At 39.9% G+C, this 22016-nt stretch carries 23 protein-coding genes; 14 read left to right on the top strand and 9 right to left on the bottom strand.

Translation table 11 applies throughout. The annotated features are described in order from the left end of the window. Positions 1-3 precede the first annotated feature (3 nt). The 3 genes from tsaB to IF202_RS14625 all read left to right on the top strand — a co-directional run bounded on the left by tsaB (position 4) and on the right by IF202_RS14625 (position 2497). Positions 4-711, top strand: coding sequence for a tRNA (adenosine(37)-N6)-threonylcarbamoyltransferase complex dimerization subunit type 1 TsaB (gene tsaB / locus IF202_RS14635; protein ID WP_191595656.1), 708 nt, complete (start codon positions 4-6; stop codon positions 709-711). A gap of 4 nt (positions 712-715) precedes the next feature. After that, a complete protein-coding gene (locus IF202_RS14630; RefSeq protein WP_191595655.1) occupies positions 716-1516 on the top strand; it encodes an undecaprenyl-diphosphate phosphatase in 801 nt (266 codons plus the stop codon). A gap of 186 nt (positions 1517-1702) precedes the next feature. Beyond that, a complete protein-coding gene (locus IF202_RS14625; RefSeq protein ID WP_191595654.1) occupies positions 1703-2497 on the top strand; it encodes a class I SAM-dependent methyltransferase in 795 nt (264 codons plus the stop codon). Positions 2498-2522: 25 nt separating this feature from the next. Here IF202_RS14625 and IF202_RS14620 read toward each other — a convergent pair whose 3' ends face one another. After that, complete coding sequence (locus IF202_RS14620; RefSeq protein ID WP_191595653.1) at positions 2523-2735, bottom strand: SlyX family protein; 213 nt, start codon at positions 2733-2735, stop codon at positions 2523-2525. Between the two features lie 282 nt (positions 2736-3017). Here IF202_RS14620 and IF202_RS17750 point away from each other — a divergent pair, with 282 nt between their 5' ends. Together IF202_RS17750 and tpx are read left to right on the top strand one after the other, a co-directional pair. Further along, positions 3018-3488 (top strand): cold-shock protein, encoded by a 471-nt coding sequence (locus tag IF202_RS17750; RefSeq protein ID WP_328797236.1) that lies wholly within the window; start codon positions 3018-3020, stop codon positions 3486-3488. A gap of 87 nt (positions 3489-3575) precedes the next feature. Next, on the top strand, positions 3576-4073 hold the full coding sequence (tpx, locus tag IF202_RS14610; RefSeq protein ID WP_191595652.1) for a thiol peroxidase: 498 nt from the start codon (positions 3576-3578) through the stop codon (positions 4071-4073). 74 nt (positions 4074-4147) lie between these two features. On the opposite strand, the gene IF202_RS14605 is transcribed toward tpx, so the two are convergent. From IF202_RS14605 to dapE, 3 genes are read right to left on the bottom strand one after another with little or no spacing between them, the layout of a single operon-like run. Continuing rightward, positions 4148-4522: a hypothetical protein gene (locus IF202_RS14605; RefSeq protein ID WP_191595651.1), complete on the bottom strand. Its 375-nt coding sequence runs from the start codon at positions 4520-4522 to the stop codon at positions 4148-4150. A gap of 4 nt (positions 4523-4526) precedes the next feature. Further along, positions 4527-4793: a hypothetical protein gene (locus IF202_RS14600; RefSeq protein WP_191595650.1), complete on the bottom strand. Its 267-nt coding sequence runs from the start codon at positions 4791-4793 to the stop codon at positions 4527-4529. A gap of 12 nt (positions 4794-4805) precedes the next feature. Further along, positions 4806-5951: a succinyl-diaminopimelate desuccinylase gene (gene dapE / locus IF202_RS14595; protein WP_191595649.1), complete on the bottom strand. Its 1146-nt coding sequence runs from the start codon at positions 5949-5951 to the stop codon at positions 4806-4808. A gap of 80 nt (positions 5952-6031) precedes the next feature. Between dapE and IF202_RS14590 the strand changes: the two genes are divergently transcribed. Further along, positions 6032-6235: a hypothetical protein gene (locus IF202_RS14590; RefSeq protein ID WP_191595648.1), complete on the top strand. Its 204-nt coding sequence runs from the start codon at positions 6032-6034 to the stop codon at positions 6233-6235. Here IF202_RS14590 and IF202_RS14585 read toward each other — a convergent pair. From IF202_RS14585 to map, 5 genes are all read right to left on the bottom strand, one after another. Next, complete coding sequence (locus IF202_RS14585) at positions 6232-6576, bottom strand: ArsC family reductase (protein ID WP_191595647.1); 345 nt, start codon at positions 6574-6576, stop codon at positions 6232-6234. The two genes, IF202_RS14590 and IF202_RS14585, sit on opposite strands and share 4 nt — an antisense overlap. Before the next feature lie 89 nt (positions 6577-6665). Beyond that, positions 6666-7703 (bottom strand): 2,3,4,5-tetrahydropyridine-2,6-dicarboxylate N-succinyltransferase, encoded by a 1038-nt coding sequence (dapD, locus tag IF202_RS14580; protein WP_191595646.1) that lies wholly within the window; start codon positions 7701-7703, stop codon positions 6666-6668. A gap of 42 nt (positions 7704-7745) precedes the next feature. After that, positions 7746-8948: a succinyldiaminopimelate transaminase gene (gene dapC, locus IF202_RS14575; protein ID WP_191595645.1), complete on the bottom strand. Its 1203-nt coding sequence runs from the start codon at positions 8946-8948 to the stop codon at positions 7746-7748. 6 nt (positions 8949-8954) lie between these two features. Continuing rightward, positions 8955-11648: a [protein-PII] uridylyltransferase gene (gene glnD / locus IF202_RS14570; RefSeq protein WP_191595644.1), complete on the bottom strand. Its 2694-nt coding sequence runs from the start codon at positions 11646-11648 to the stop codon at positions 8955-8957. A gap of 99 nt (positions 11649-11747) precedes the next feature. Further along, complete coding sequence (gene map, locus IF202_RS14565) at positions 11748-12605, bottom strand: type I methionyl aminopeptidase (RefSeq protein ID WP_191595643.1); 858 nt, start codon at positions 12603-12605, stop codon at positions 11748-11750. 320 nt (positions 12606-12925) lie between these two features. Here map and rpsB point away from each other — a divergent pair, with 320 nt between their 5' ends. The 8 genes from rpsB to bamA all read left to right on the top strand — a co-directional run bounded on the left by rpsB (position 12926) and on the right by bamA (position 22000). Further along, positions 12926-13663 (top strand): 30S ribosomal protein S2, encoded by a 738-nt coding sequence (gene rpsB, locus IF202_RS14560; RefSeq protein WP_191595642.1) that lies wholly within the window; start codon positions 12926-12928, stop codon positions 13661-13663. Between the two features lie 85 nt (positions 13664-13748). Then, positions 13749-14609 carry a translation elongation factor Ts gene (gene tsf / locus IF202_RS14555; RefSeq protein ID WP_191595641.1) on the top strand — a complete coding sequence of 287 codons (861 nt, stop codon included), beginning with the start codon at positions 13749-13751 and terminating at the stop codon, positions 14607-14609. 401 nt (positions 14610-15010) lie between these two features. Beyond that, positions 15011-15568 (top strand): ribosome recycling factor, encoded by a 558-nt coding sequence (gene frr / locus IF202_RS14550; RefSeq protein ID WP_191595640.1) that lies wholly within the window; start codon positions 15011-15013, stop codon positions 15566-15568. Between the two features lie 49 nt (positions 15569-15617). Beyond that, positions 15618-16349: a polyprenyl diphosphate synthase gene (gene uppS / locus IF202_RS14545; protein WP_191595639.1), complete on the top strand. Its 732-nt coding sequence runs from the start codon at positions 15618-15620 to the stop codon at positions 16347-16349. A 3-nt stretch (positions 16350-16352) separates the two neighbouring features. Continuing rightward, the gene (locus IF202_RS14540) at positions 16353-17156 is read left to right on the top strand and encodes a phosphatidate cytidylyltransferase (RefSeq protein ID WP_191595638.1); all 804 of its coding nucleotides are present in this window, start codon (positions 16353-16355) and stop codon (positions 17154-17156) included. Continuing rightward, positions 17156-18331: a 1-deoxy-D-xylulose-5-phosphate reductoisomerase gene (ispC, locus tag IF202_RS14535; protein WP_191595637.1), complete on the top strand. Its 1176-nt coding sequence runs from the start codon at positions 17156-17158 to the stop codon at positions 18329-18331. Before IF202_RS14540 ends, ispC begins: the two co-directional genes overlap by 1 nt. Beyond that, positions 18328-19674 carry an RIP metalloprotease RseP gene (gene rseP, locus IF202_RS14530; RefSeq protein WP_191595636.1) on the top strand — a complete coding sequence of 449 codons (1347 nt, stop codon included), beginning with the start codon at positions 18328-18330 and terminating at the stop codon, positions 19672-19674. The genes ispC and rseP overlap by 4 nt, the downstream gene beginning before the upstream one ends. Before the next feature lie 10 nt (positions 19675-19684). Continuing rightward, the gene (bamA, locus tag IF202_RS14525) at positions 19685-22000 is read left to right on the top strand and encodes an outer membrane protein assembly factor BamA (protein WP_328797235.1); all 2316 of its coding nucleotides are present in this window, start codon (positions 19685-19687) and stop codon (positions 21998-22000) included. Positions 22001-22016: the final 16 nt, after the last annotated feature.

Below are 22016 nucleotides of genomic sequence, written 5' to 3'. Positions count from 1 at the left end.
TCAATGACTGCAATTCTATCATTAGATACATCAACGCCAGCTTGTTCTGTGGCGTTGAATATTGATGGTGTCGTGTTGGAAGATTTCCGCATGGCACCTCGTCTTCATAATGATTTGATTTTACCTATGGTGGATCAAATTCTTGCCCAGGCCAATTTAACCTTATCTGATCTTGACGCTATCGCGTTCGGCCGTGGCCCAGGATCTTTTACAGGGCTTCGCATTAGTGCTGGTGTAGTCCAGGGGCTTGCTTTTGGTGCTGATTTACCCGTTGTTCCTGTTTCTACTCTTGCAGCTTTATCTCTAGAGGCCTTTCAAAAGACAGGAAAAAATAACTGGTTGGCAGCACTTGACGCACGTATGGGTGAAATTTATTTAGGTGGTTATCACGTTAATAAAGTCGAAGGTCATTACGAAATTCATTCATTGATTGATGAATGTGTAGTCAAGCCAGATGCTCTGTCTAAACTTGTAACGGATTTTAATGGTGTGGGGTCCGGTTGGTGTTATGAAGAGATACTAAGTATGTTGCTTCCTGAGTCTCCATCGCATGTTTTAATGGATTTAGCGCCTCGCGCGGCTTGTATTGCAGAGTTGGGGTTATTGGCATTTAATCGAGGTGAAACGGTGTCTTCTTATGATGCTATGCCTACATATTTAAGAGATGAAATAAGCTGGGAAAAACAAGCTCCTCGCATAGGGAAACGTTAGTATTATGTTGTGGTATCAAATTGTTTTTTTAGCTCTTATTCAAGGGTTAACGGAATTTCTTCCAATTTCAAGTTCAGCACATCTAATTCTTCCCGCACAACTATTGAACTGGCAAGATCAAGGTTTGGCTTTCGATGTTGCTGTGCATGTGGGGACGTTAATTGCTATTGTTGCGTATTTTCGTAAAGATCTTGTGCAAATTATTGCCGCTTGGTGTGTATCCATTAAGCGTAAAGAGTCTACATCTGATAGTCGTTTAGCTTGGTGGATCTGTCTTGCGACAATACCCGCTTGCGTTGCTGGGCTGTTATTTGATGATTTTATTAGTACTCATTTGCGATCTGTTGAAGTGATTGGATATACCACAATAGGATTTGGTGTTTTACTCTGGTTATCTGATCGCTATGGTTCTTCTAATAAGACTGAATATGACTTTTGTTTGAAAAGTGTTTTGTCTATTGGTCTAGCACAAGCGCTGGCTTTGATACCTGGCACCTCTCGTTCAGGCATTACTATGACTGCAGCACGTTATTTAGGGTTTAGCCGAGAATGTGCTGCAAGGTTTTCTTTTCTTTTATCTATTCCTCTTATTTTGGCTGCAGGTAGTATGAAGCTGCTAGAGCTTATATCATCAAATATCTCGGTGGATTGGATTAGTATTGGTTTAGGTGTTGCTCTATCTGCGATAAGTGCTTATTTTTGCATTCATTTGTTTTTAAAATGGTTGAATACCATTGGCTTTTTTCCATTTTTTGTTTACAGATTGGTTTTAGGGTCGGTGCTTCTTTTATTGGTGTATGTTTAATACTTTTCATATTGCATCTTTAAAATATGTTACAAAGTTAGGTGACTAACTATTTTAGAAAAAAGCTTTTAGAGTTCTCTAGAAGCTTTTTTCTATTTTGGAGTTAGATAGACTTGCTCTTTATATTTTGTTTTTTTAGTAAATCGTTTTTATTTGCATTCCTAATTCTGTTTTTGGAGAAAAGTTTTGCTTAATTCTATCGCGGTATCAACAACAGATAGGTTTTTAGAACCTGATGCCCGTTTATTAGCTCAATCACTAAACTTGCCATTTTTCTTTGTTAAAGATGCGATTAAATTTGTTTCTGATTATGGGTATTTATTGCTCAAAACGTCAGAAGGTATTGCGGTTGCAAAAACAGGGAAGGGGGCGCCTAAACCTGTTTATGTAGACTTTACTTCAGGTGCTGTTGATCATAGAAGACGATTTGGTGGCGGTAAGGGACAAGATATTGCTAAGGCAATTGGGTTAAATAAGCGTGCGAATTTATCTGTGCTTGATGCTACTGCAGGCTTAGGACGGGATGCGTTTGTGCTGGCGTGCTTAGGTTGCTCTGTCTCTTTGTGTGAGAGAGTCGGTTTTGTTAGAGCTATGTTAAAAGATGGCTTATATAGGGCTTCTTTACATTATGAGGTGGCTGATATTATTGAAAAAATGCCACTGCTTGATAATGATATACAAGGTATTGAAGGTGGTACTTTGTTTGATGTTGTCTATTTAGACCCGATGTACCCACATACAGAAAAATCTTCTGCGGCAGCCAAAAAAGAAATGGCTTTTTTTAGAGACCTAGTGGGTAAAGATGAAGATGCCGATGCTCTTTTGCCTCGCGCGATGCAGCTAGCAGAATATAGAGTCGTTGTTAAGCGCCCTAAAGGTGCTCCGTTTTTAAATAACACAGAGCCAACGTATCAACTTGAAGGGAAATCTGGAAGGTTTGATATTTACGTACAGAAATCTCTGGATCTATTATCCACGTAATAATTTTAATATGTATATTCGGCTATTAGTAATGTGGTGGCCTTTCACCTTCGTTAATGTTTTGTTGCTGACGCTGAGAGTCAAGTTGTTTGCCTATAATAAGTAATTTCTCTTTCATTAAAAGAATGTCTTTTTGTTGAGCAATAAGTGCTTGATTTAAACTGTCGATTGTATCTTCTTGAAATTGTAGTTTGAATTCTAATTCGTCTATGCGTTGATTGATTTGTGAGGTGTTCATATATACCTTCTGTGTGTTAACCTTAGTAAGCTAAATTCGTATTTTATAAGCTGTTCTATACTTTATGTAGCGCAAGTATTGTCTATTTAAAGTGAAAGACTGGCGTGATAATTGCTCTTAAAAAGAGGAGTGGTATTTTACTACTATCTTCTTTAGCTTCACATGGCAATTTTAGAAAGAGTTTAGTAAATATATTTATTTATCCACTTTTGTACTAACACGGGGTCTATTTTTCAAAATAGGTCTCTTTTCACAATAATATTTAATAAGAGATATACAGTTATGAATGATCATCAGGATAATGTTCCACATAGTAAAGAGTCTTCTGTTGGTTCCGGTCTTTTTTCAATGCGCGCATTGGTCGTTAGCCTTGTTATTGCTTTGATTGTTCCTTTGCTAATTGCTGGGGTTTTAAACGAAGATATAAAAACAAACTTTCTAATTTATTTTGGCTTTATTTTAGTATCTGTTTATGTCGGTACTATGGTTAGTCAAGCTCGTTTTGTTGGTGGTGATTCTGATTCAGAAGAAGATGAAGACGATGATCGTGAGCAAGGCACAGTAAAATGGTTTAATTCTTCAAAAGGCTTCGGCTTTTTGACTATGGAAAACGGCGATGATGTTTTTGTTCATTACCGTGCTATTCGCGGTCGTGGCCGTCGCTTCCTTGTTGAAGGCCAGTTGGTTCGTTTTTATGTAACTGAAGGCGAAAAAGGCAAGCAGGCGGAAAACGTTTCTATTATCCGTGGCTAATTGCTAATACCTTTGGGTAATTACCATAGTATATCTATGTACCGTGGTAATTCTCGTTTTTATGCACACCGTTTTAAGAGATTAAATATGGCTACTGTAACATTACAAGGCAACCCTTTTGAGACAGTTGGTTCACTTCCATCTGTTGGCTCTGCAGCACCTTCATTCGAATTAGTAAAGCCAGACTTGTCTGTTGCTACGCTAGTCGATTTTAAAGGGGCGAAACTTGTTTTAAATATCTTCCCTTCTATTGACACGCCAACGTGCGCGACATCGGTTCGTAAATTTAACGAATCTGCAGCGGCATTAAAAAATGTTAATGTAATTTGCGTTTCTGCAGATTTACCTTTCGCCGCGGCTCGTTTTTGTGGTGCTGAAGGTATTGATAATGTTGATACTGGATCTTCTTTCCGTTCTACATTTGGTAATGATTACGGACTTGCTTTCTCAACTGGTCCGCTAGTTGGACTTTTGTCTCGCGCTGTTGTCGTTCTTGATGAAGTTGGTACAGTAATATATACAGAGCAAGTTGCTGAAACAGCTGATGAGCCTAATTACGATGCAGCGTTAGCTGTACTTACGTAATATTTGATTGAAAAAAAAACCAGCTCTATGAAAATAGAGCTGGTTTTTTTGTTCTTGAAAATACTTTAATTAACTTAGTTCCAAATAAAAGGACCTTCTCCGTATGCATTTATTTGCCACCATTGATCAGGATCTTGCTCGCCTTTTTCTTCCCATGCTTGAAAATTACAGCGTACTTCGCAATTAAGGGATTGGAAGGCCTGTTTAGCGCAGTCCATATCATTTTCCCAAGGTGTTTTATCCGAATCAAACCAAACAGAAGTGAATCGTTTGCCCGCAGCTTGCTTCAAAATAGTAACTTCAATGTCGTTTCCGTTTGAGTTGATAACAATTTTTGAGCACAACTTTGATGGTTCGCTTTTATTAACTAAAATAAATTCTTTTTCAAGCCAAGCAATAATATTCTCTGTTGGGCAGGATAATAGATATATTTCGATGTCAGTTTGCATCTTATTAACTCTTCTTTTTAATCATATGATAAATTCTAAGTACACTCATAGATAAGTAACCGATGAGAGTCCATAGCAGGCCACATCCAGCGATAATCAAGCCTAATAGGGCGATGACCTCTTGAATAAGTGATTCTTCAATAACACGATCTGCTACCATTAGCATAAGTACGCCAAAAACGAACATCAATCCGCCTTGGATCATTTTCATGAGCGCAAGTTTAGGATTATTACCTAACTTCATTGCTAATTTATGCAGTGAGTTTCTCATCCGTTTTATCTTTTAAGTCTTATTTACAAAAAGATTTTTTAATATACGAGTATAGATAGTAGAAAGCTTGTTTAGGCTTTCTGCATCTACACATTCATTTATTTGGTGAATGGTCGCGTTGATTGGGCCAAGTTCAACAACTTGCGTACCCATCTTGGCAATAAATCGACCATCAGAAGTTCCGCCTGAAGTGGATAATTCAGGTGTGATGTTAACTGTAGTTTGTACGGCATCTACAATCGCATCTACTAGGTTTCCTGGGCGTGTAAGAAACGGTAGGCCATTATATGTCCATTCAATATCGTAGCGAAGTTGATGCTTGTCTAAAATTTCTAGAACACGGACTTTAAGCGCGTCGAAATCAAGCTCAGAAGAGAACCGAAAATTAAATTGAGCATTAAGCTTACCTGGTACTACGTTGGTTGCACCAGTACCTGCTTGAATGTTAGAAATTTGAAAGCTTGTTGGTGGGAAAAAATCATTGCCATCATCCCAGTGAGCTGTCGACATTTCTGCTAATGCTGGAGCGACTAAGTGAATAGGGTTTTCTGCTAAATGAGGGTAAGCAACATGGCCTTGTTTACCGTGAACGGTTAAGTTACCACTAAAAGAGCCGCGTCGACCATTCTTAATAATATCGCCCAATGTATTGGTGCTTGATGGTTCACCAACAATACACCAATCTACTTTTTCGTTGCGCTCCATAAGTGCATCAACAACGCGAGTTGTGCCATCTACGAATGGACCCTCTTCATCACTTGTGATTAAGAATGAGATTTGACCTTCATGGTCTGGGTGTTCAGCTATAAAGGCTTCGACTGCTGTCACCATAGCCGCAAGACTGCCTTTCATGTCTGCTGCACCACGTCCGAAAAGTATACCGTCTACAATTTTTGGTGCAAAGGGAGGTATTGTCCATTCTGATTCAGGGCCTGTTGGAACGACATCTGTGTGTCCTGCAAAGCAAAGATTTGGTCCAGATGTGCCATGTTTTGCATAGAAGTTTTTAACCTCTCCAAACGGCATGTATTCGATCTCAAAACCAATTTTTTTCAATCGATCAATCATGAGTTCTTGGCATCCAGCATCTTCTGGTGTAACAGAAGGGCGGGAGATAAGATCTACGGCAAGTTTTAGTGTTGGTGACAAGTCAGACATTCTTTACCTTTGTGTTAGTTTTCGCTACTTTATGGATGGTTCTGTTACTATAACAGGAGATTTCCATTAAGGGTGGTGTTATGAAGTTAGGTGTTATTGTTTTTTTGAGTTTTATTGCAGCTGGGTGTAACTCTTTTGGCCAGTCTCAGTCTGTTGCACAGGAATCATATTTTGTGCCGGTTATTCGCTCAGATGTTTCATCTTCTGGGTACACGCCAACAGTAACGCCTATTGTCAAACAAACTAAAGAAACGCCTCGTATTTATACGCCAGTTTTACGTTAAAGCAGGTGTTCAGCGTAATCGTCAGCATTAAAACCTAAGTAGACAGTATTATTTAATGCCATTAAAGGTCGCTTTATCATAGAGGGTTGATTAATGATGGTTTGGATAGCGGTCTCGTTATCCATTGTGTTCTTAGTTTCTTCGTCCAGTTTTCGCCAAGTTGTACCGCGTTTATTAATTACGTTTTCCCAGCCTAGTTCTTCGATCCAAGATTTTGCTGTAGTCGTTTCAATGGTTTCTTTTTTGTAGTCATGGAAGTGATATTCAATACAGTTTTCATCTAGCCAACGAAACGCTTTTTTCATAGTGTCGCAATTTTTTATGCCGTAAATGTCTACCATATTATTCTCCGTTAAAACTCTTTCTATAAAGTATAAACGCCTAATCTAAATTTATTAGCATTAGGCGTTTATTGGGCATAGATTAATGTTTAGTTATGAGCATGTAGGGCTTCGTTAAGTGCAATGGCTGTTTTGTTGGTTTTGCATTCAACCGCCCCCGTTTCTGAGTTACGACGGAAAAGAAGATCTGATTGACCAGATAAGTCACGAGCTTTCACAGTTGAAACAACTTGATTATTTTCATCGAGTACTGCTACTTTTGAACCTGCTGTGATGTATAAGCCGGATTCAACTGTACAGCGATCACCTAATCCAATACCGATTCCTGCATTCGCACCAATTAGACATTTTTCACCCACCCCTATAACTATGTTGCCACCGCCAGAAAGTGTGCCCATTGTGGAACAGCCGCCACCTAAATCTGAACCATTACCAACGACAACACCTGCAGAAATTCGGCCTTCAACCATGCTAGTGCCTAGTGTACCTGCATTAAAGTTAACAAAACCTTCATGCATAACTGTTGTACCTTCTCCTAAATGAGCGCCTAAACGAATGCGTGCTGCATCACCAACACGAATGCCTGTTGGTACAACAAAGTTTAGCATTTTAGGGAATTTGTCTACGCTAAATACTTCAATGGTTCGGCCTTCCATTCGAGCGCTTAATTGTCGATCGGCTAATTCGCGCACATCGATAGGGCCTTCGCTTGTCCATGCTGTGTTTATTAGTAAGCCAAACATGCCATCAAGTACTGTGTTATGAGGTTGCACTTTACGATGTGAGATTAATTGTAGTTTTAAATAGACTTCTGCTGGATTACTTGGTGCTTCATCTACTGTTAACACACACAAAATAACTGGCTGAACAGTCGCTTTTAGGCGAGATGCCAATTCTGCCTGTTCAATATTTCCCGCTTTTAAAAGGTTCATGTGTAAGCGGTTTAGATCACCTTCATCTAGCTCTATTGTGTTGTTTCCACCTTCATAGTTAGTGCTTTCTAGTAGTGCATCTAATGTGCTTTTTTCTGCACCAAGAGTAGGTGAAGGATAGAAGACCTCTAGTAAACTACCTTCTTTGTTTTTTGTTCCGATACCAAGACCGAATGCGAAAATTGTATTACTCATATATTTCTCCAACTGAGTTTTATAATTTATATAAAATGAAAATTATTTTTTGATAAGATTGTTACGAATCAAGAAAGATTGAATTCTTTTTGCGGCTTCGACGCACTCTAATTCTTCGGCAACTAATGCCATTCGAATATGCTGGCTGCCAGGGTTGGTCCCCTCTATTTCGCGTCCTAAATAACTGCCAGGAAGTACCAATACTGCTTCTTCTCGGTACAGTGATATGCAAAACTCTTCATCTGTTATGTCTATTTTTGGCCAGAGATAAAACCCAGCTTCTGGTTTTTCAACGTCCATAACAGGTGATAATATGCTTAAAACAGCATCAAATTTACGAGTGTAGATTTCACGATTTTTTACAACATGTTTTTCATCGTTCCAGGCTGCAACTGATGCATTTTGATGGTGAGCTGGCATGGCGCAACCTTGGTAGGTTCTATAGAGTAAAAAAGGTTTTAATAAAGAGGCGTCACCAGCAACAAAACCAGAACGAAGGCCTGGTAGGTTTGAGCGTTTAGAAAGAGATTGAAAAATTAGACAGTGCTTATAGTTTGTATTGCCAAGTTTTTGGCACGCTTCCAGTAAACCTAAAGGTGCTTGATTACCAAAGTAAATTTCTGAATAGCACTCATCAGCCACAATGGTGAAATTAAACATCTTCGCTTTTTCAATCAGGTAGGCGTATTCCTCAAGCGTTGTGACTGTGCCACTCGGGTTATTTGGCGAACAGACAAACAACACTTCGCAACGCTTCCAAATATCATCGCTTACGCTTTGGTAATCAACTTTATACCTTGTTTCTGATCCGCACGGAAGAAAGTGAAGATCGGCGCCAGCGAGAATGCCAGCGCCTTCGTAAATTTGATAAAAAGGATTTGGACTTATGACAAGAGGTTTATTTTTTTCACCTACTAATGTTTGGGTGATAGCAAATAGCGCTTCTCGCGTACCTGAGACGGGTAGGATTTCTGTTTCAGGGTCTAAACTTTCCAGTTTAAAACGACGTTTTGTCCATTCGCTAATAGTGCTTCGTAAAGGTAGTTCACCTTTTGTGCTGGGATATTTACTGACACCATTTAAGCTATTGGCGAGTGTTTCTAAGACAATGGCGGGTGCTTCGTGTTGAGGTTCGCCAATGGTTAATTTAATTAGCGTTTTTTCGGGGTTAGGTGTTATCCCTTCTAGAAGCTCTGCAAGCTTTTGGAATGGATATGGGTGCAAAGAGTGTATAAGAGGGTTCATTAGGTTCTAGTCCATGGCTTTAGAGAAACGGTCTATTTTCTCTTTTAAAAGGTTACAGATTGTATTTATACGATCGTTGTCAGTAATAAGGTCGCCATTATCTTCGGTTATGTAAAAAGTATCTTCTACACGCTCTCCGAGTGTGGCAATTTTAGCCTTATGCAGCATGATGCCGTTATTCATAAAAAATTGCCCTACTAAAGCAAGTAAACCTGGGCGGTCTGGTGCTGTTATTTCAAGCGCTGACCAGACCTCTTCGGGTTGGCTAACAAAGTGAGCTGTTGCTGGAGAGTTAAATATTTTTAAGATTCTTGGAGTGTGTCGTTGTACAACGCTTTCATATCGCGACGGCGTTTCAAGTTGTTCCATTAGTGTTTGTCGAATTAAGTTTATGCGTTCTTTATCTAGGTATAAATTAGTGTCGTTATCGTTACTGTCCATAACAACAAAACTATCTAAACTGTAGTTATCCGTTGTATGGCTGATTTTAGCATCTAAAATTGTCAGGCCTAGTTGTTCAAATGTTGCGGCCATAACGGCAAAGAGATGGTTGCTAATAGGAGTATAAATAAAGATTTTACTAGCGCCTGAGAAATTTCGTCCGCCCAACGGTGTTACTGCGATAAGTGGTTTTTGGCTTGGGCGGTGACGTAAGATGGCTTCCGTATTCCATGCTATTTCATCGCCATTTGAGCGAATGAAATACTCATCTTCAATGGTTGACCAAATGTCTTCAGCTTCAGTGATGTCTGCATTGTTTTCTAGCATAACTTCTAGCGCGCGCTGTTTGTGTTCGTCACTGATCATTTCGGCATCGATAGGTGAGTCGAGACCACGACGAAGTGCGCGTTTAGTTTCTAAATATAGTTGGCGCATAAGTGATGCACGCCAACTATTCCACATAGTTGGATTGGTTGCATTTATGTCAGCTACTGTCAGGATGAATAAATAATCCAGGTGTTCTTGGTCTTTCACATAACTAGCGAATTCCCAAATAACCTCAGGATCTGATATATCTTTTCTTTGAGCAGTAACAGACATGAAAAGATGGTTTCGAACTAGCCACACAATTAAGGCTGTATCTTTCTTTGAAAGCCCGTGTCTCTCACAAAAAGCCTGTGCATCAACACAGCCAAGTTCAGAGTGATCTCCGCCTCGACCTTTTGCTATGTCGTGGTATAGGCCTGCAATATAGACAAGCTCTACTTTTTCTATATGTCGTATGGCTTGTGATGAAATGGGAAACTTCTGTTTGTATTCCGGCAGCCACAAACGTCGTAAATTTTCTACTAGTTGTAACGTATGTGCATCTACTGTGTAAATATGAAATAAATCGTGCTGCATTTGGCCTATAATAGCGCCGAACTCAGGCAAGTATCGCCCAAGTAAACCTAAGTGCTTCATGGATCTTAATATGCTGCTGAGGTGATATCGACTGGCAATAACATCAAGAAAAAGATCTGTATTTTTTTTGTTATTTCTAAAGTCATCATCAACGAGTTCTAGGTTGTCGCGAAGCTGTCTCATTGTGTTAGCGCGAAGGCCTTTGATATTCTCTTGATCACCAAATAAAACATAAATTTCAAGCATGCAGGATGGGTTATCTTGAAAAAGCGTTGGTGATCGAGCTTCTAATTGGCCGTTAGCGATTTGAAAGTTATCGTTGATTATATCAACTGTATTAATTGCATCGAGACTCAGGAAGGACTCTTCAAAATGCTGAAGAAGTAAGTCGTTTAATTGTTGGATTGCAGCAACGCTTTGATAGTAGCCTTGCATAAAACGCTCTACATTACGTTTTAGGTCGTCATCATCGAAACCAAAGAGCTTTGTGAGTGTGCGTTGATGATCAAAAAGAAGTCTGTCTTCCTTTCTTCCCGCGACCATATGCAGTGCCCAACGGACTCGCCAAAGATGGCTGACAGCACCTTTAAGTTGTATATATTCATCTTCAGATAAAAATTGCTTATCAATCAGGGCGCTTAGTCTATTAGTGTGTAGGTGGCGTTTAGCTACCCAGTCAATAACTTGCATGTCTCGTAAGCCACCAGGGCACTCTTTGAGGTTTGGTTCTAAGTTATATGCAGTGTTTTGATATTTGGCGTGACGTTGCTTTTGCTCTGCTAGTTTTGCTTTGTAAAAAGAGTGTCCATCCCACATGTGGTCTGTGTCGACATGTAGTTTTAATGTTGCAAGCAGGTCAGGGGAGCCTATTAGTGTTCTTGATTCAATTAAGTTGGTGATGACTGTGATGTCGGTCGCCGCCATGTCAGTGCATTGATCAATGGTACGAACGCTGTGTCCGATGTCTAAACTAATGTCCCAAAGGAAGGTGATAAAAGCTTCCAGTTTGTCTTTTGGCGCAGAGGTTTCGTTTTCAATAAGAATTAAAAGGTCAATATCTGATTTAGGATGTAATTCACTACGTCCATAACCACCTACAGCGATTAAACTAACATGATTTTCAATATTTAATTCTTTGGCAATCCAAGCTGCTTGTAATACTTCATCGAAGAAAGAAGAGAGGCCTTTGACGAGTTTTTCTATCGGGTATAGAGCGTGAAATAAATCGTTGTAAGCATTGGTTTTTTCTTCAATGATAGCTTTGTAGCGTGTAATTGAGCAATTGGGTTTTGCTAGTTCTTGTTTCTCTTCCTGGGTGAGGAGTGGCGGAGCGTCTGGAAAAGCAGGAAAGTCCATACAGGAGCCTCAAAGAATGAATTAAATAGATTTAAAAGTGATCTAGTTAGCTTTATTTGTTTTCAATATTATTTGTATTAAATTTAAGAAAATACGCCTCTATGAGAAGCGTGTTTCTTCTGGTCTACGTGTTAGTACTTCAACGCCATTAGCTGTAACAAGTAAGGTGTGTTCATATTGTGCTGATAATCGGCCATCTTTGGTTTTTGCTATCCAATTATCAGGGCCTAAGTGCTTAACTTGTTTTTTACCTGCATTAATCATAGGTTCTATTGTTAGTGTCATGCCTTCTTCTAATATGACGCCTGTACCAGCTGTTCCGTAGTGTGCAACCTGAGGTTCGCCGTGGAAAGTCGTGCCAACGCCATGGCCGCAATATTCTTCAACTACTGAATAGTGATGTTTGTGAGCATGCGCTGAAATAATGGCGCCAATATCACCTAGTCGAGCGCCGGGCTTCACTAGGTCAATAGCAAGATAGAGGCATTCTTGAGTAACTTTCGCTAAACGTTCTGCATGCGGTAGGGCAGGACCTGCAAAAAACATTCGACTGGTATCACCATAATAGCCGTCTTTGATGATGGTTATGTCAATATTAACTGCATCACCTTTTTTAAGCGCTTTATCATTGGGAATGCCGTGGCAAATAACATCATTGACGGAAGTGCAGCAAGACTTTGGGAAGCCGTGGTAATTAAGAGGTGCCGGAATCGCGCCCTGCTCTTCAATAATGAAATTGTGAGCAATAATGTCTATTTGTTCTGTCGTCACGCCAGGGGCAACAAATTCCTCTAGCATGATTAATACATCGGCTGCCAATTTTCCTGCTGTTCGCATTCCTTCTATATCATTAATATCAGTGAAGCGTGTAGAGGCTGGGCGAGGTGTCCAGCTCGGCGTGTCTACGCGGCCATTTTTAGTAAGTTCTTCAACTTTTTGTAGTATTTCATTGCTCATAATGTATATGTCTTTAAATTGTTTCTAACGAGATGCAAGGTATTCTACATGACTTGAACGGTAGAATCGCCTCTCTAGGTGAAAAAAACGCGGCTTGAAGTTATGTAAAAAATACGTACAAGTCTTTTGGTTTTTTGTTAAATGTGATATAAAACGCCGGCTTGGTCGGGCATTTGCCTGAGATAAGTAAATTTACATAAATCAACGATCTTGCCGCAAATTAAATAAGAGTGTCTGGGGTGTCATAGGTTGCCTTAAACCTTGTTTGACTGATGCTTTTAGCTGGTAAGCAAAAATAACCCAAATTAAAGGATAGTAAAATGCCTACAGTTTCTATGCGCGACCTTCTTCAGGTTGGTTCACACTTTGGTCACCAAACTCGTTACTGGAACCCAAAAATGAAGCCTTTCATTTTTGGTGCTCGTAATAAGATTCATATCATTAACCTTGAGCACACTGTTCCAGCTCTTAACGAAGCTCTAGAGCTAGTTAAGAAAATGGCTGAAAACAAGAACAAGGTTTTGTTTGTTGGTACTAAGCGTGCTGCATCTAAAACGATTAAAGAGCAAGCTGCTCGCTCTGGTATGCCATACGTAAACCACCGTTGGTTAGGTGGCATGTTGACTAACTACAAAACTATCCGTGCTTCTATCAAGCGTCTTCGTGAGCTTGAAGGTCAAGTATCTGATGGTACATTCGAAAAGCTAACTAAAAAAGAAGCTTTGATGCGTACTCGTGAGCTTGAAAAACTTGAGCTTTCTATGGGTGGTATTAAAGATATGGGTGGCCTTCCTGATGTGTTGTTTGTAGTAGACGTTGATCATGAACGTATTGCTATTAAAGAAGCGAATAAATTAGGTATTCCTGTTATCGGTATCGTTGATACTAACAGTAATCCAGATGGTGTTGATTACATCATCCCAGCTAATGATGACGCTATTCGCGCTGTTCAGTTGTATGTTGGTGCTTTTGCTGATGCTGTTCTAGAAGGTCGTTCTACGACTGCTGGAAATGCTGATGAATTCGTTGAAGTAAGCGAAGCTACTACTGAAGCGTAAGCAAACTTTCTAGTTTGTTCTGGTTTCTAAAGGGAGGTTTTTGACCTCCTTTTTTAAATTTGAATTGGTATAAAGAGGATTTAACATGGCCGCAGTATCTGCAGCATTGGTAAAAGAGCTACGTGATCGTACCGGTTTAGGCATGATGGAGTGTAAAAAAGCACTCGTCGCTGCTAACGCTGACGTTGAAGTCGCTATTGAAGAGCTACGTAAATCAAGTGGCATGAAAGCAGCTAAAAAAGCAGGTCGTACTGCTGCTGAAGGAACTATCGTTATGCGCGTTGCAGACGATGCTTCTTATGGTATTTTGGTTGAAGTTAACTCAGAAACTGACTTTGCTACTCGCGATGAAGGCTTTATTTCTTTTGCAAATAAAGTAGCTGACGTTGTTTTTGCAACGAAAGAAACTGATATCGCTGTTTTGCTTGCTGGTGAAATTGGCCAAGCCCGTGAAGCATTAGTGCAAAAAATCGGTGAAAATATTTCTCCTCGTCGTGCTGTTATCGTCGAAGGTGGTTTAGTTGGTGGTTACCTCCACGGTAACGGTCAAATAGCTGTATTGACTCAATTGGAAGGTGGTTCTGCTGAACTGGCTAAAGATGTGTCTATGCATGTTGCTGCTGTTGCTCCTCGAGTGGTTCGCGGTGATGACATGCCTGCAGAAGTTTTAGCGAAAGAAGAAGAAATTGTTCGTGCTCAGCCAGACATGGCCGGTAAGCCTGCAGAAATCGTTGATAAAATGATTGTTGGTCGTATGAAGAAATTCTTGGCTGAAAACAGCTTGACTGAGCAGCCTTTCGTTAAGAATCCTGAAGTTAAAGTCGGTCAGCTTGTAAAAGATGCTGGCGCTTCTGTTACTTCTTTCACTCGCCTTGAAGTAGGTGAGGGTATTGAAGTTGCTGAGGTTGATTTTGCAGCAGAAGTGGCAGCACAGCTTAAAGGTTAATCTTTGAGTTCAGTGTCATACAAAAAAAGGGGCAGTTTGACTGCCCCTTTTTATGAGAAGCTGGTATTACTTATGTACTTCTAGTAAGTTTTTTTTATTTTTTTACAGATGACTCTGCTACTTATTTTTGTGGTATTGAGATAGATCTAGATATTATATCGAGAGTGGATGATGTTTAATTTACTTATCCATTGAAAGATTCTGATGCCTTAAAATATGATACATTGGGCTATGATGAATTTTTTGAAAAAGAATTGGGTGTCATGGACTTAGTAGTTGTTTACCAACCATGATGCATGGTTATAGCGCATCTACAGATATGCTGGACACCGATAAGCCTGGAGCCTCGATAGATATGATGGCTGGTGGCGCTGAAAATATATTTATTAAGTGAGGAAGTTATGATTAACGAAATTCTTAAAGATGCAGAAGACCGTATGAATAAAGCGGTTTCTTCTGTTGAGTCTGCATTTAAAAAAATTCGTACAGGCCGAGCGCATCCTAGTATTTTAGATTCAGTAAAAGTTAACTACTACGGATCTGAGACGCCTCTTAGTCAAGTGGCTAACGTAACGGTTGAGGATGCACGTACATTGGGTATTTCTCCTTGGGAAAATAATCTAGTGCCTGAAATTGAAAAGGCGATTATGAAATCTGATTTGGGCTTGAATCCTTCTACAACAGGTAATTTAATTCGAATCCCTATGCCTGCTTTAACTGAAGAAACGCGTAAAAATTATTTTAAACAAGCTAAAAGTGAAGCAGAAAACGGACGAATTTCTATTCGTAATATTCGCCGAGATGCAAACGGTAGTCTCAAAGACTTGGTTAAAGAAAAAGAGATATCTGAGGATGATGATCGTCGTGGTCAGGATCAAGTTCAAAAAATCACAGATAAGTATGTTTCTTTAGTTGAAGATCGTCTTGCTGCAAAAGAAAAAGACCTGATGGCAATTTAATGGGAAAGGCGAGCCTCGGCTCGCTTTTTTTATTGGCTAGGAAAAAGTTATGTCAGAATTGGTTGGCACTGATGATGAGTCAGTGATCGTGCCTGCTCATGTTGCTATTATTATGGATGGTAATAATCGCTGGGCAAAGAATAAACACCTTCCGAGTATTGCAGGTCATACTGCGGGTGCTTCTGCTGTTCGTCGTGCGGTAGAAATGGCTGCGAAATCTGGTGTTAAAGTATTAACTCTATTTGCATTTTCCAGTGAAAATTGGAAGCGTCCAAAATTGGAGGTTGATGGTTTAATGGTATTGTTTATGCGTTCTCTTAAAAAGGAGTTAAAGCGTCTAAATAAATACAGGATTCGGCTTGAAGTGATAGGTGATTTGACAGCTTTTAGTGATGGGCTTCAAAAGCAAATAGTAAGTGTTGAAAGTGCAACAAAGAATAACGACCAAATGACGTTGGTCATTGCTGCTAATTACGGTGGTCGTTGGGATATTGCTGAAGCCGCAAAAAAAATAGCTGAGCGCGTTAAGTTAGGTGAGTTGCCTCTAGAAGAAATAGATGAAATTACATTAGGTGAGCATATGCAGCTAGCAAATTCACCTGCACCTGACCTGTTGATTCGAACGTCTGGAGAACAACGAATTAGTAATTTCTTACTTTGGCAAACTGCTTACTCCGAATTTGTCTTTCTGCCGGTATTGTGGCCGGATTTTGATCAACAACATTTTGATGAGGCTATTCAAACTTATCAAAATCGTCAACGTCGTTATGGTGGTCGATAACCAATGTTACTTCCTCGTGTCTTAAGTGCCATTGTTATGGCTGTATTGTTTGTCTGTGCTGTTTTTGTATTAGATGCCTCTAGTTTTATTTTATCTATGGCAGGGGTGGTTTTATTAGCTGGTTGGGAGTGGGCTCGTCTATCTGGTGTACGTAATCAAGTTAAACGTATCCTGTTTGCTGTTTCTATAGGGATACTGTGCTTTGTTGTTTTTCATTTCAATATGCAAAAAATATCCTTGTATGCTAGTCCTTTGTTGTGGATTCTGGCGCTTTATTGGGTGATGCGTTACCCCTCAGTCTTGGTTTGGCAGCACGTATTGAGTCGCTTATTGTTTGGGGCTTTGGTGCTTGTGACAACCTGGTCTTCCTTAGTCGTACTAAAGCAATCGAATGATTTTGTTGTTTGGGTGTTACTGCTCATGGGGCTTATCTGGGGAGCTGATTCTGGCGCTTATTTTGCGGGCAGAGCATTTGGCAAAAAGAAGCTGGCTAGGTTTGTTAGTCCTGGAAAATCTTGGGAAGGTGTTGTTGGTGGTTTGTTATTGACACAAATAGGCGTGGTTGCGTTTGCTGCGCTAAGTGACTTTGTTTTTTCTCAGTGGGTCATTCTATCTCTTGTTGCATTATTAACATCTTCCGTTTCGGTTCTAGGGGATTTAACAGAAAGCTTGTTCAAGCGACATGAGAGCCTGAAGGATTCGAGTCATCTTATCCCTGGTCATGGTGGGGTTATGGATCGAGTGGATAGTTTGACTGCAGCGGCCCCTATTTATGTTTTATTACTGAGTTTGGCTGGGTGGCTTTAATGCAAGGTATTTGTCTATTAGGTGCAACAGGCTCTATTGGTCAGAGTACGTTAAATATAATTGCTCAGCATCCAGATAAATTTACATTGATAAATGCGTCGGCAAACGAAAGTGTCGAGAAAATGGCTGATATTTGCCGCCGTTTTCGTCCTCAACGTGTTGTGATGGGGTCTGAAAAAGCGCGTAATGATTTGGCTTTACAGTGCTGTAATTTGTCTACTTCCTTTGAGTGGGGTAATGACGCTTTAGAGAGTATTGCTTCTGATGCTTCAGTTGATCAGGTTATGGCTGCGATCATGGGTTTTGCTGGTCTTAAGCCAACATTGGCTGGGATTCGAGCCGGTAAACGTACTTTGCTGGCAAATAAAGAGTCATTAGTCACCGCTGGAAAGCTGTTTATGGATGAAGTGGCTCGTCATAATGTTGTGCTGTTGCCAATAGACAGTGAACATAATGCTATATATCAGAGTTTGCCTCAAACTACTTCTGGAGCCCATACGCAGGATGTATCTAAAATTCTTTTGACGGCATCTGGAGGGCCATTTAGAACTTGGTCCTTGGATGATATGGCGTCAGTGACACCTGAACAAGCATGTAAGCATCCTAATTGGTCTATGGGGCAAAAGATATCAATAGACTCGGCGTCTTTGATGAATAAGGGCTTAGAGCTTATTGAGGCTTGTTGGTTGTTTGATGTCACTCCAAATGAAATTGAAGTAGTTGTACATCCGGAGAGCATTGTTCATTCCATGGTTTCTTATCGTGATGGTTCCGTTGTTGCTCAAATGGGTAATCCGGATATGAGAATACCTATTGCTTACGGTATGACTTGGCCAAAGAGGGTTGAGACTCAAGTCCCTCCTTTAAGTCTTATTGATGTGGGCCGTTTAAATTTTGAAGCGCCAGACACCTCGCGTTTTCCTAACTTAAAACTCGCGGCAGATGCATGGTTTATGGGGGGAACTGCAATGGCTGTGCTGAATGCAGCGAATGAAGTTGCTGTTGCTGCTTTTTTGAATCGGAAAATTGGTTTTCTTGATATTGCAAAAGTGAATGAAGGGGTCTTGTCTGCAGCAAATATAGTGACAGTGAACACACTCGATAATGTATTTGAGGCGGATTTTTCTTCCCGTCAGCTGGCTCAGGATATGGTTAATCGCGGTGGTTTTTTATGATACAAAATATCCTTTCTATTGTTATTTCCTTGGGTGTTCTCATTACGTTTCATGAATTTGGACATTTTTTCGTGGCTCGACGCTGTGGTGTCAAGGTATTGCGTTTTTCTGTTGGCTTCGGCAAACCAATTTACCGCTATGTGGGCAAAACAGGAACAGAGTTTACCTTGGCGATGATTCCACTTGGTGGCTATGTTCGTATGTTGGATGAGCGTGAAGGTGACGTTCCTGACTCAATGAAAAGCCAAGCTTTTAATAATAAAAGTGTTGGGCAGCGTATTGCTATCGTTGCGGCTGGGCCGATTGCCAATTTTATACTAGCTGTTTTTATTTATGCGCTAGTGGCTTTATTAGGCGTGCAGTCAATTGCTCCGAAAGTAGGCCAAATCGAAAAAAATTCACCAATGGCTCAGACGGAAGTCCAGTCTGGTGATGAGATTGTTTCTATTGCGGGTGAGCAAGTTGCTTCTTGGGAAGATGTAAATTTAGTGTTAGCAAGCTTGATTGGTGAAACAAGAACAATTATCGTTCGTTACCAAGTTGAAGGGTTGAGCTCTCAGCAAGAAAATGCAGTGCGTTTAAGTGGCTGGCCAATGGATGCTCAGTCTAATAACCTGATTAAATCTTTTGGAGTGACTCCTTGGCGGCCTAAAGTAGTGCCTATTATCGACCGAGTAGTTGATGGTGGAGCTGCCTTTGTAGCAGGTTTTCAGGTTGGTGATGAAATTATAGAAATGCTTGGCCAACCGACAGAGGATTGGCAGCAAGTTGTTGCTTTGGTTCAGGCCAATCCAAATAAAGATTTGACTGTTAAAGTAAAACGAAATCAAGACGTTAAGGTGTTGTTGTTGCGCCCGAACTCTACTGAGCAAAACGGTAGAGTGTTAGGTTATGCGGGATTGGCTGTTGTTCCTCCTGAATGGGATGATAGTTTGGTTAGAGAGCGTAGTTATGGTTTGTTAGAATCTTTTTCTTATGGTGTTGCTCAAACATCTAAGATGGTATCTTTAACGGTTTCTTCTATTGGTAAAATGTTACAAGGATTGATTTCGGTTGATAATTTATCTGGACCGATAACAATTGCAAAAGTTGCGAGTGCGTCAGCAGAATCTGGGGTGCAATCCTTCTTGAAGTTCATGGCTTACCTTAGTGTTAGTTTAGGGGTGCTTAATTTGTTGCCTATACCAATGTTAGATGGTGGGCATTTGTTGTTTTTTGGCATTGAAGCTATTCGTCGTAAGCCCGTCTCTGAAAAAATTCAGAGTATGGCATATCGTGTTGGTGCTTCACTTTTATTTGCTTTAATGGCTATTGCCATTTTTAATGATATTGCCCGCTTGTAGAGAGGTAGATGTGAAAATCGTTCCAGCGGTATTTTTAGTTTTAATTAGTATGCAGAGTATTGCAAAAACAGTAGAAGATGTCCGTGTTGATGGTTTGGTTCAAATGCCATCCGCACGTGCATTTGATGTGATTGGATTTGACGAAGGCAAATCTTATGACTCAGATAAAGTATACCAAGCCATTAATTCTCTTTTTAATACGGGCTATTTTAGTGATATTGACGTCTATGAAGAAAACAGCATATTGGTTTTTGATGTTGTAGAGCGACCTTCAATTGGCAATTTACTTATTGAGGGCAACGATTTAATTAATACGGAAGATTTAGAGCGTGGACTAAAACTGTCAGGTTTGGAAGTAGGTGAAATTTACAAGCCAGAGACACTTAACCAAATTGCTCAAGAATTACAGCGTCAATATTATGCCCTTGGCCGCTACAGTGCCAAAATTGATATTGTTGTTGAAGATATGCCTCGAAATCGTACTGGTATTACCATTAATATTGATGAGGGCGAAACGGCTAAGATAGTACATATCAATATTGTAGGTAATAAGGATTTTGATGATGAAGTCCTTACTGAAGATTTTGAATCAAGAGAAACTGGATATTGGAACCCTTTTAGTTCAGCGGATGAATACGCTAAAGGAAAAATAGAAGGGGATATTAATACCTTAAAAAGTTTCTATTTAGATAAAGGCTATTTAGACTTTAGTGTTGTTTCGAGCCAGGTAAGTCTTTCTGCAGATAAACGCGACGTTTATATCGTTATTAATGTCGAGGAAGGCGCTCCTTATTATGTGAATGACCTTTCCTTGAGTGGTAGTCTACCTATTCCAGAAGACAATGTTTGGAAACAAATTACTCATAAAAAAGGCGATGTTTTTTCTCGTAGCGAAGTGACTCGTATTATTGAAGGTATTTCTACAGAGCTTGGTAATAATGGCTACTTGTTTACCAATGTTAATGTGATTCCTGAAAAACTAGAAAACCACACTGTTAACCTTAGTTATCAAATTACACCTGGACCTAAAGTGTATGTTCGTCGTATTACTTTTAGTGGTAATAGCGAGACTAAAGATGAGGTGTTACGTCGTGAAATGACTCAGTTTGAAGGGGCTTTAGCTGTACATTCGAAAATACAATCTTCAAAGCGTCGTATAGAACGATTAGGCTTTTTTGGAAGTGTTAATCTACAAACTCGTCCAGTTCCAGGTACGACAGACCAGGTAGATATTGATGTTGTCGTACAGGAACAGCCCTCAGGTAGTATTCAAGCCAGTATTGGTTTTTCTGATGATGATGGGCTCATTTATGGCTTTGGTATTTCTAAGTCAAACTTTATGGGTACTGGTAATCGACTGGCTTTTAATGCGTCGCAATCTGATGATTATACATCCTACTCAATTAGCTACAATAACCCTTATTTTACGGTTGATGGGGTGAGCAGAGGTGTAAGGTTTTACTATCAAGTAAGTGATTATGACGATGACGATATCGAGGATTATCAAATTGATAAAAAAGGCGTTGAGCTTAGTTATGGTTATCCGCTTTCTGACACACAAAACCTGACTTTTGCTTTAGCCGTTCAGGAAACACAAATTGATATTAGTGATGACCCATCCAATGAGACTGAATTTTTTACTAATACCTATGGTGATAATTTTGATGATCTGATTGCTTCTGTCACATGGAGTGATAATGATTTAATTGGTGGCATTTTGCCTACCAATGGTTATTCGACGAGTGTTAACTTACGAGCGTCAACACCAGGTAGTGATCAACAATATTATAAAATAGGTCTTACGTCTGAAAAATATTGGAATATTAACAATTCAAGTCTTTGGTTATTCCATGCAAAAGCTCGGTTCGGTTATGGTAATGGTTATAGTGATTCAGAATATTTGCCTTTCTATGAAAACTATTACGCAGGTGGCGTTGGTTCTGTGCGTGGTTATGGTTCGTCTTCATTAGGCCCTCAAAATTCTTATGATAGCTCTTCGGATGAGGAAAGTAGTGCTATGGGTGGTAATATACTTATGGTAGGAACCGCCGAAATAATCTTTCCTTTACCTATGGTTGATGATCATAAGTCTGTTCGTACGGCACTTTTCTTGGATGGCGGTAATGTATTTACGGACACATGTTATTCAGTTAGTACAAATTGTACTGAAGGTGTTGAGACATCGGAGTTTCGTTATAGTATAGGTTTGAGTTGGACTTGGATAACGCCAATAGCACCGCTGTCATTTAATATAGCTAAAGCGCTTAATCCAGATGACGATGACGATACTGATTTTTTCCAATTTCGTCTTGGAACGTCTTTTTAATTCAAAATACAATACA

Source organism: Marinomonas colpomeniae (assembly GCF_014803385.1).
Lineage (GTDB): Bacteria > Pseudomonadota > Gammaproteobacteria > Pseudomonadales > Marinomonadaceae > Marinomonas > Marinomonas colpomeniae.
This window is presented reverse-complemented; position numbering and strand designations above follow the sequence as displayed.

Excerpts from the sequence above, each read along its gene's own strand:
- tsaB (WP_191595656.1), top strand. The coding sequence starts at position 4 with ATGACTGCAATTCTATCATTAGATACATCAACGCCAGCTTGTTCTGTG.
- IF202_RS14630 (WP_191595655.1), top strand. The coding sequence starts at position 716 with ATGTTGTGGTATCAAATTGTTTTTTTAGCTCTTATTCAAGGGTTAACG.
- IF202_RS14620 (WP_191595653.1), bottom strand. The coding sequence starts at position 2,735 with ATGAACACCTCACAAATCAATCAACGCATAGACGAATTAGAATTCAAA.
- IF202_RS17750 (WP_328797236.1), top strand. The coding sequence starts at position 3,018 with ATGAATGATCATCAGGATAATGTTCCACATAGTAAAGAGTCTTCTGTT.
- tpx (WP_191595652.1), top strand. The coding sequence starts at position 3,576 with ATGGCTACTGTAACATTACAAGGCAACCCTTTTGAGACAGTTGGTTCA.
- IF202_RS14605 (WP_191595651.1), bottom strand. The coding sequence starts at position 4,522 with ATGCAAACTGACATCGAAATATATCTATTATCCTGCCCAACAGAGAAT.
- IF202_RS14600 (WP_191595650.1), bottom strand. The coding sequence starts at position 4,793 with ATGAGAAACTCACTGCATAAATTAGCAATGAAGTTAGGTAATAATCCT.
- dapE (WP_191595649.1), bottom strand. The coding sequence starts at position 5,951 with ATGTCTGACTTGTCACCAACACTAAAACTTGCCGTAGATCTTATCTCC.
- IF202_RS14590 (WP_191595648.1), top strand. The coding sequence starts at position 6,032 with ATGAAGTTAGGTGTTATTGTTTTTTTGAGTTTTATTGCAGCTGGGTGT.
- IF202_RS14585 (WP_191595647.1), bottom strand. The coding sequence starts at position 6,576 with ATGGTAGACATTTACGGCATAAAAAATTGCGACACTATGAAAAAAGCG.
- dapD (WP_191595646.1), bottom strand. The coding sequence starts at position 7,703 with ATGAGTAATACAATTTTCGCATTCGGTCTTGGTATCGGAACAAAAAAC.
- dapC (WP_191595645.1), bottom strand. The coding sequence starts at position 8,948 with ATGAACCCTCTTATACACTCTTTGCACCCATATCCATTCCAAAAGCTT.
- glnD (WP_191595644.1), bottom strand. The coding sequence starts at position 11,648 with ATGGACTTTCCTGCTTTTCCAGACGCTCCGCCACTCCTCACCCAGGAA.
- map (WP_191595643.1), bottom strand. The coding sequence starts at position 12,605 with ATGAGCAATGAAATACTACAAAAAGTTGAAGAACTTACTAAAAATGGC.
- rpsB (WP_191595642.1), top strand. The coding sequence starts at position 12,926 with ATGCCTACAGTTTCTATGCGCGACCTTCTTCAGGTTGGTTCACACTTT.
- tsf (WP_191595641.1), top strand. The coding sequence starts at position 13,749 with ATGGCCGCAGTATCTGCAGCATTGGTAAAAGAGCTACGTGATCGTACC.
- frr (WP_191595640.1), top strand. The coding sequence starts at position 15,011 with ATGATTAACGAAATTCTTAAAGATGCAGAAGACCGTATGAATAAAGCG.
- uppS (WP_191595639.1), top strand. The coding sequence starts at position 15,618 with ATGTCAGAATTGGTTGGCACTGATGATGAGTCAGTGATCGTGCCTGCT.
- IF202_RS14540 (WP_191595638.1), top strand. The coding sequence starts at position 16,353 with ATGTTACTTCCTCGTGTCTTAAGTGCCATTGTTATGGCTGTATTGTTT.
- ispC (WP_191595637.1), top strand. The coding sequence starts at position 17,156 with ATGCAAGGTATTTGTCTATTAGGTGCAACAGGCTCTATTGGTCAGAGT.
- rseP (WP_191595636.1), top strand. The coding sequence starts at position 18,328 with ATGATACAAAATATCCTTTCTATTGTTATTTCCTTGGGTGTTCTCATT.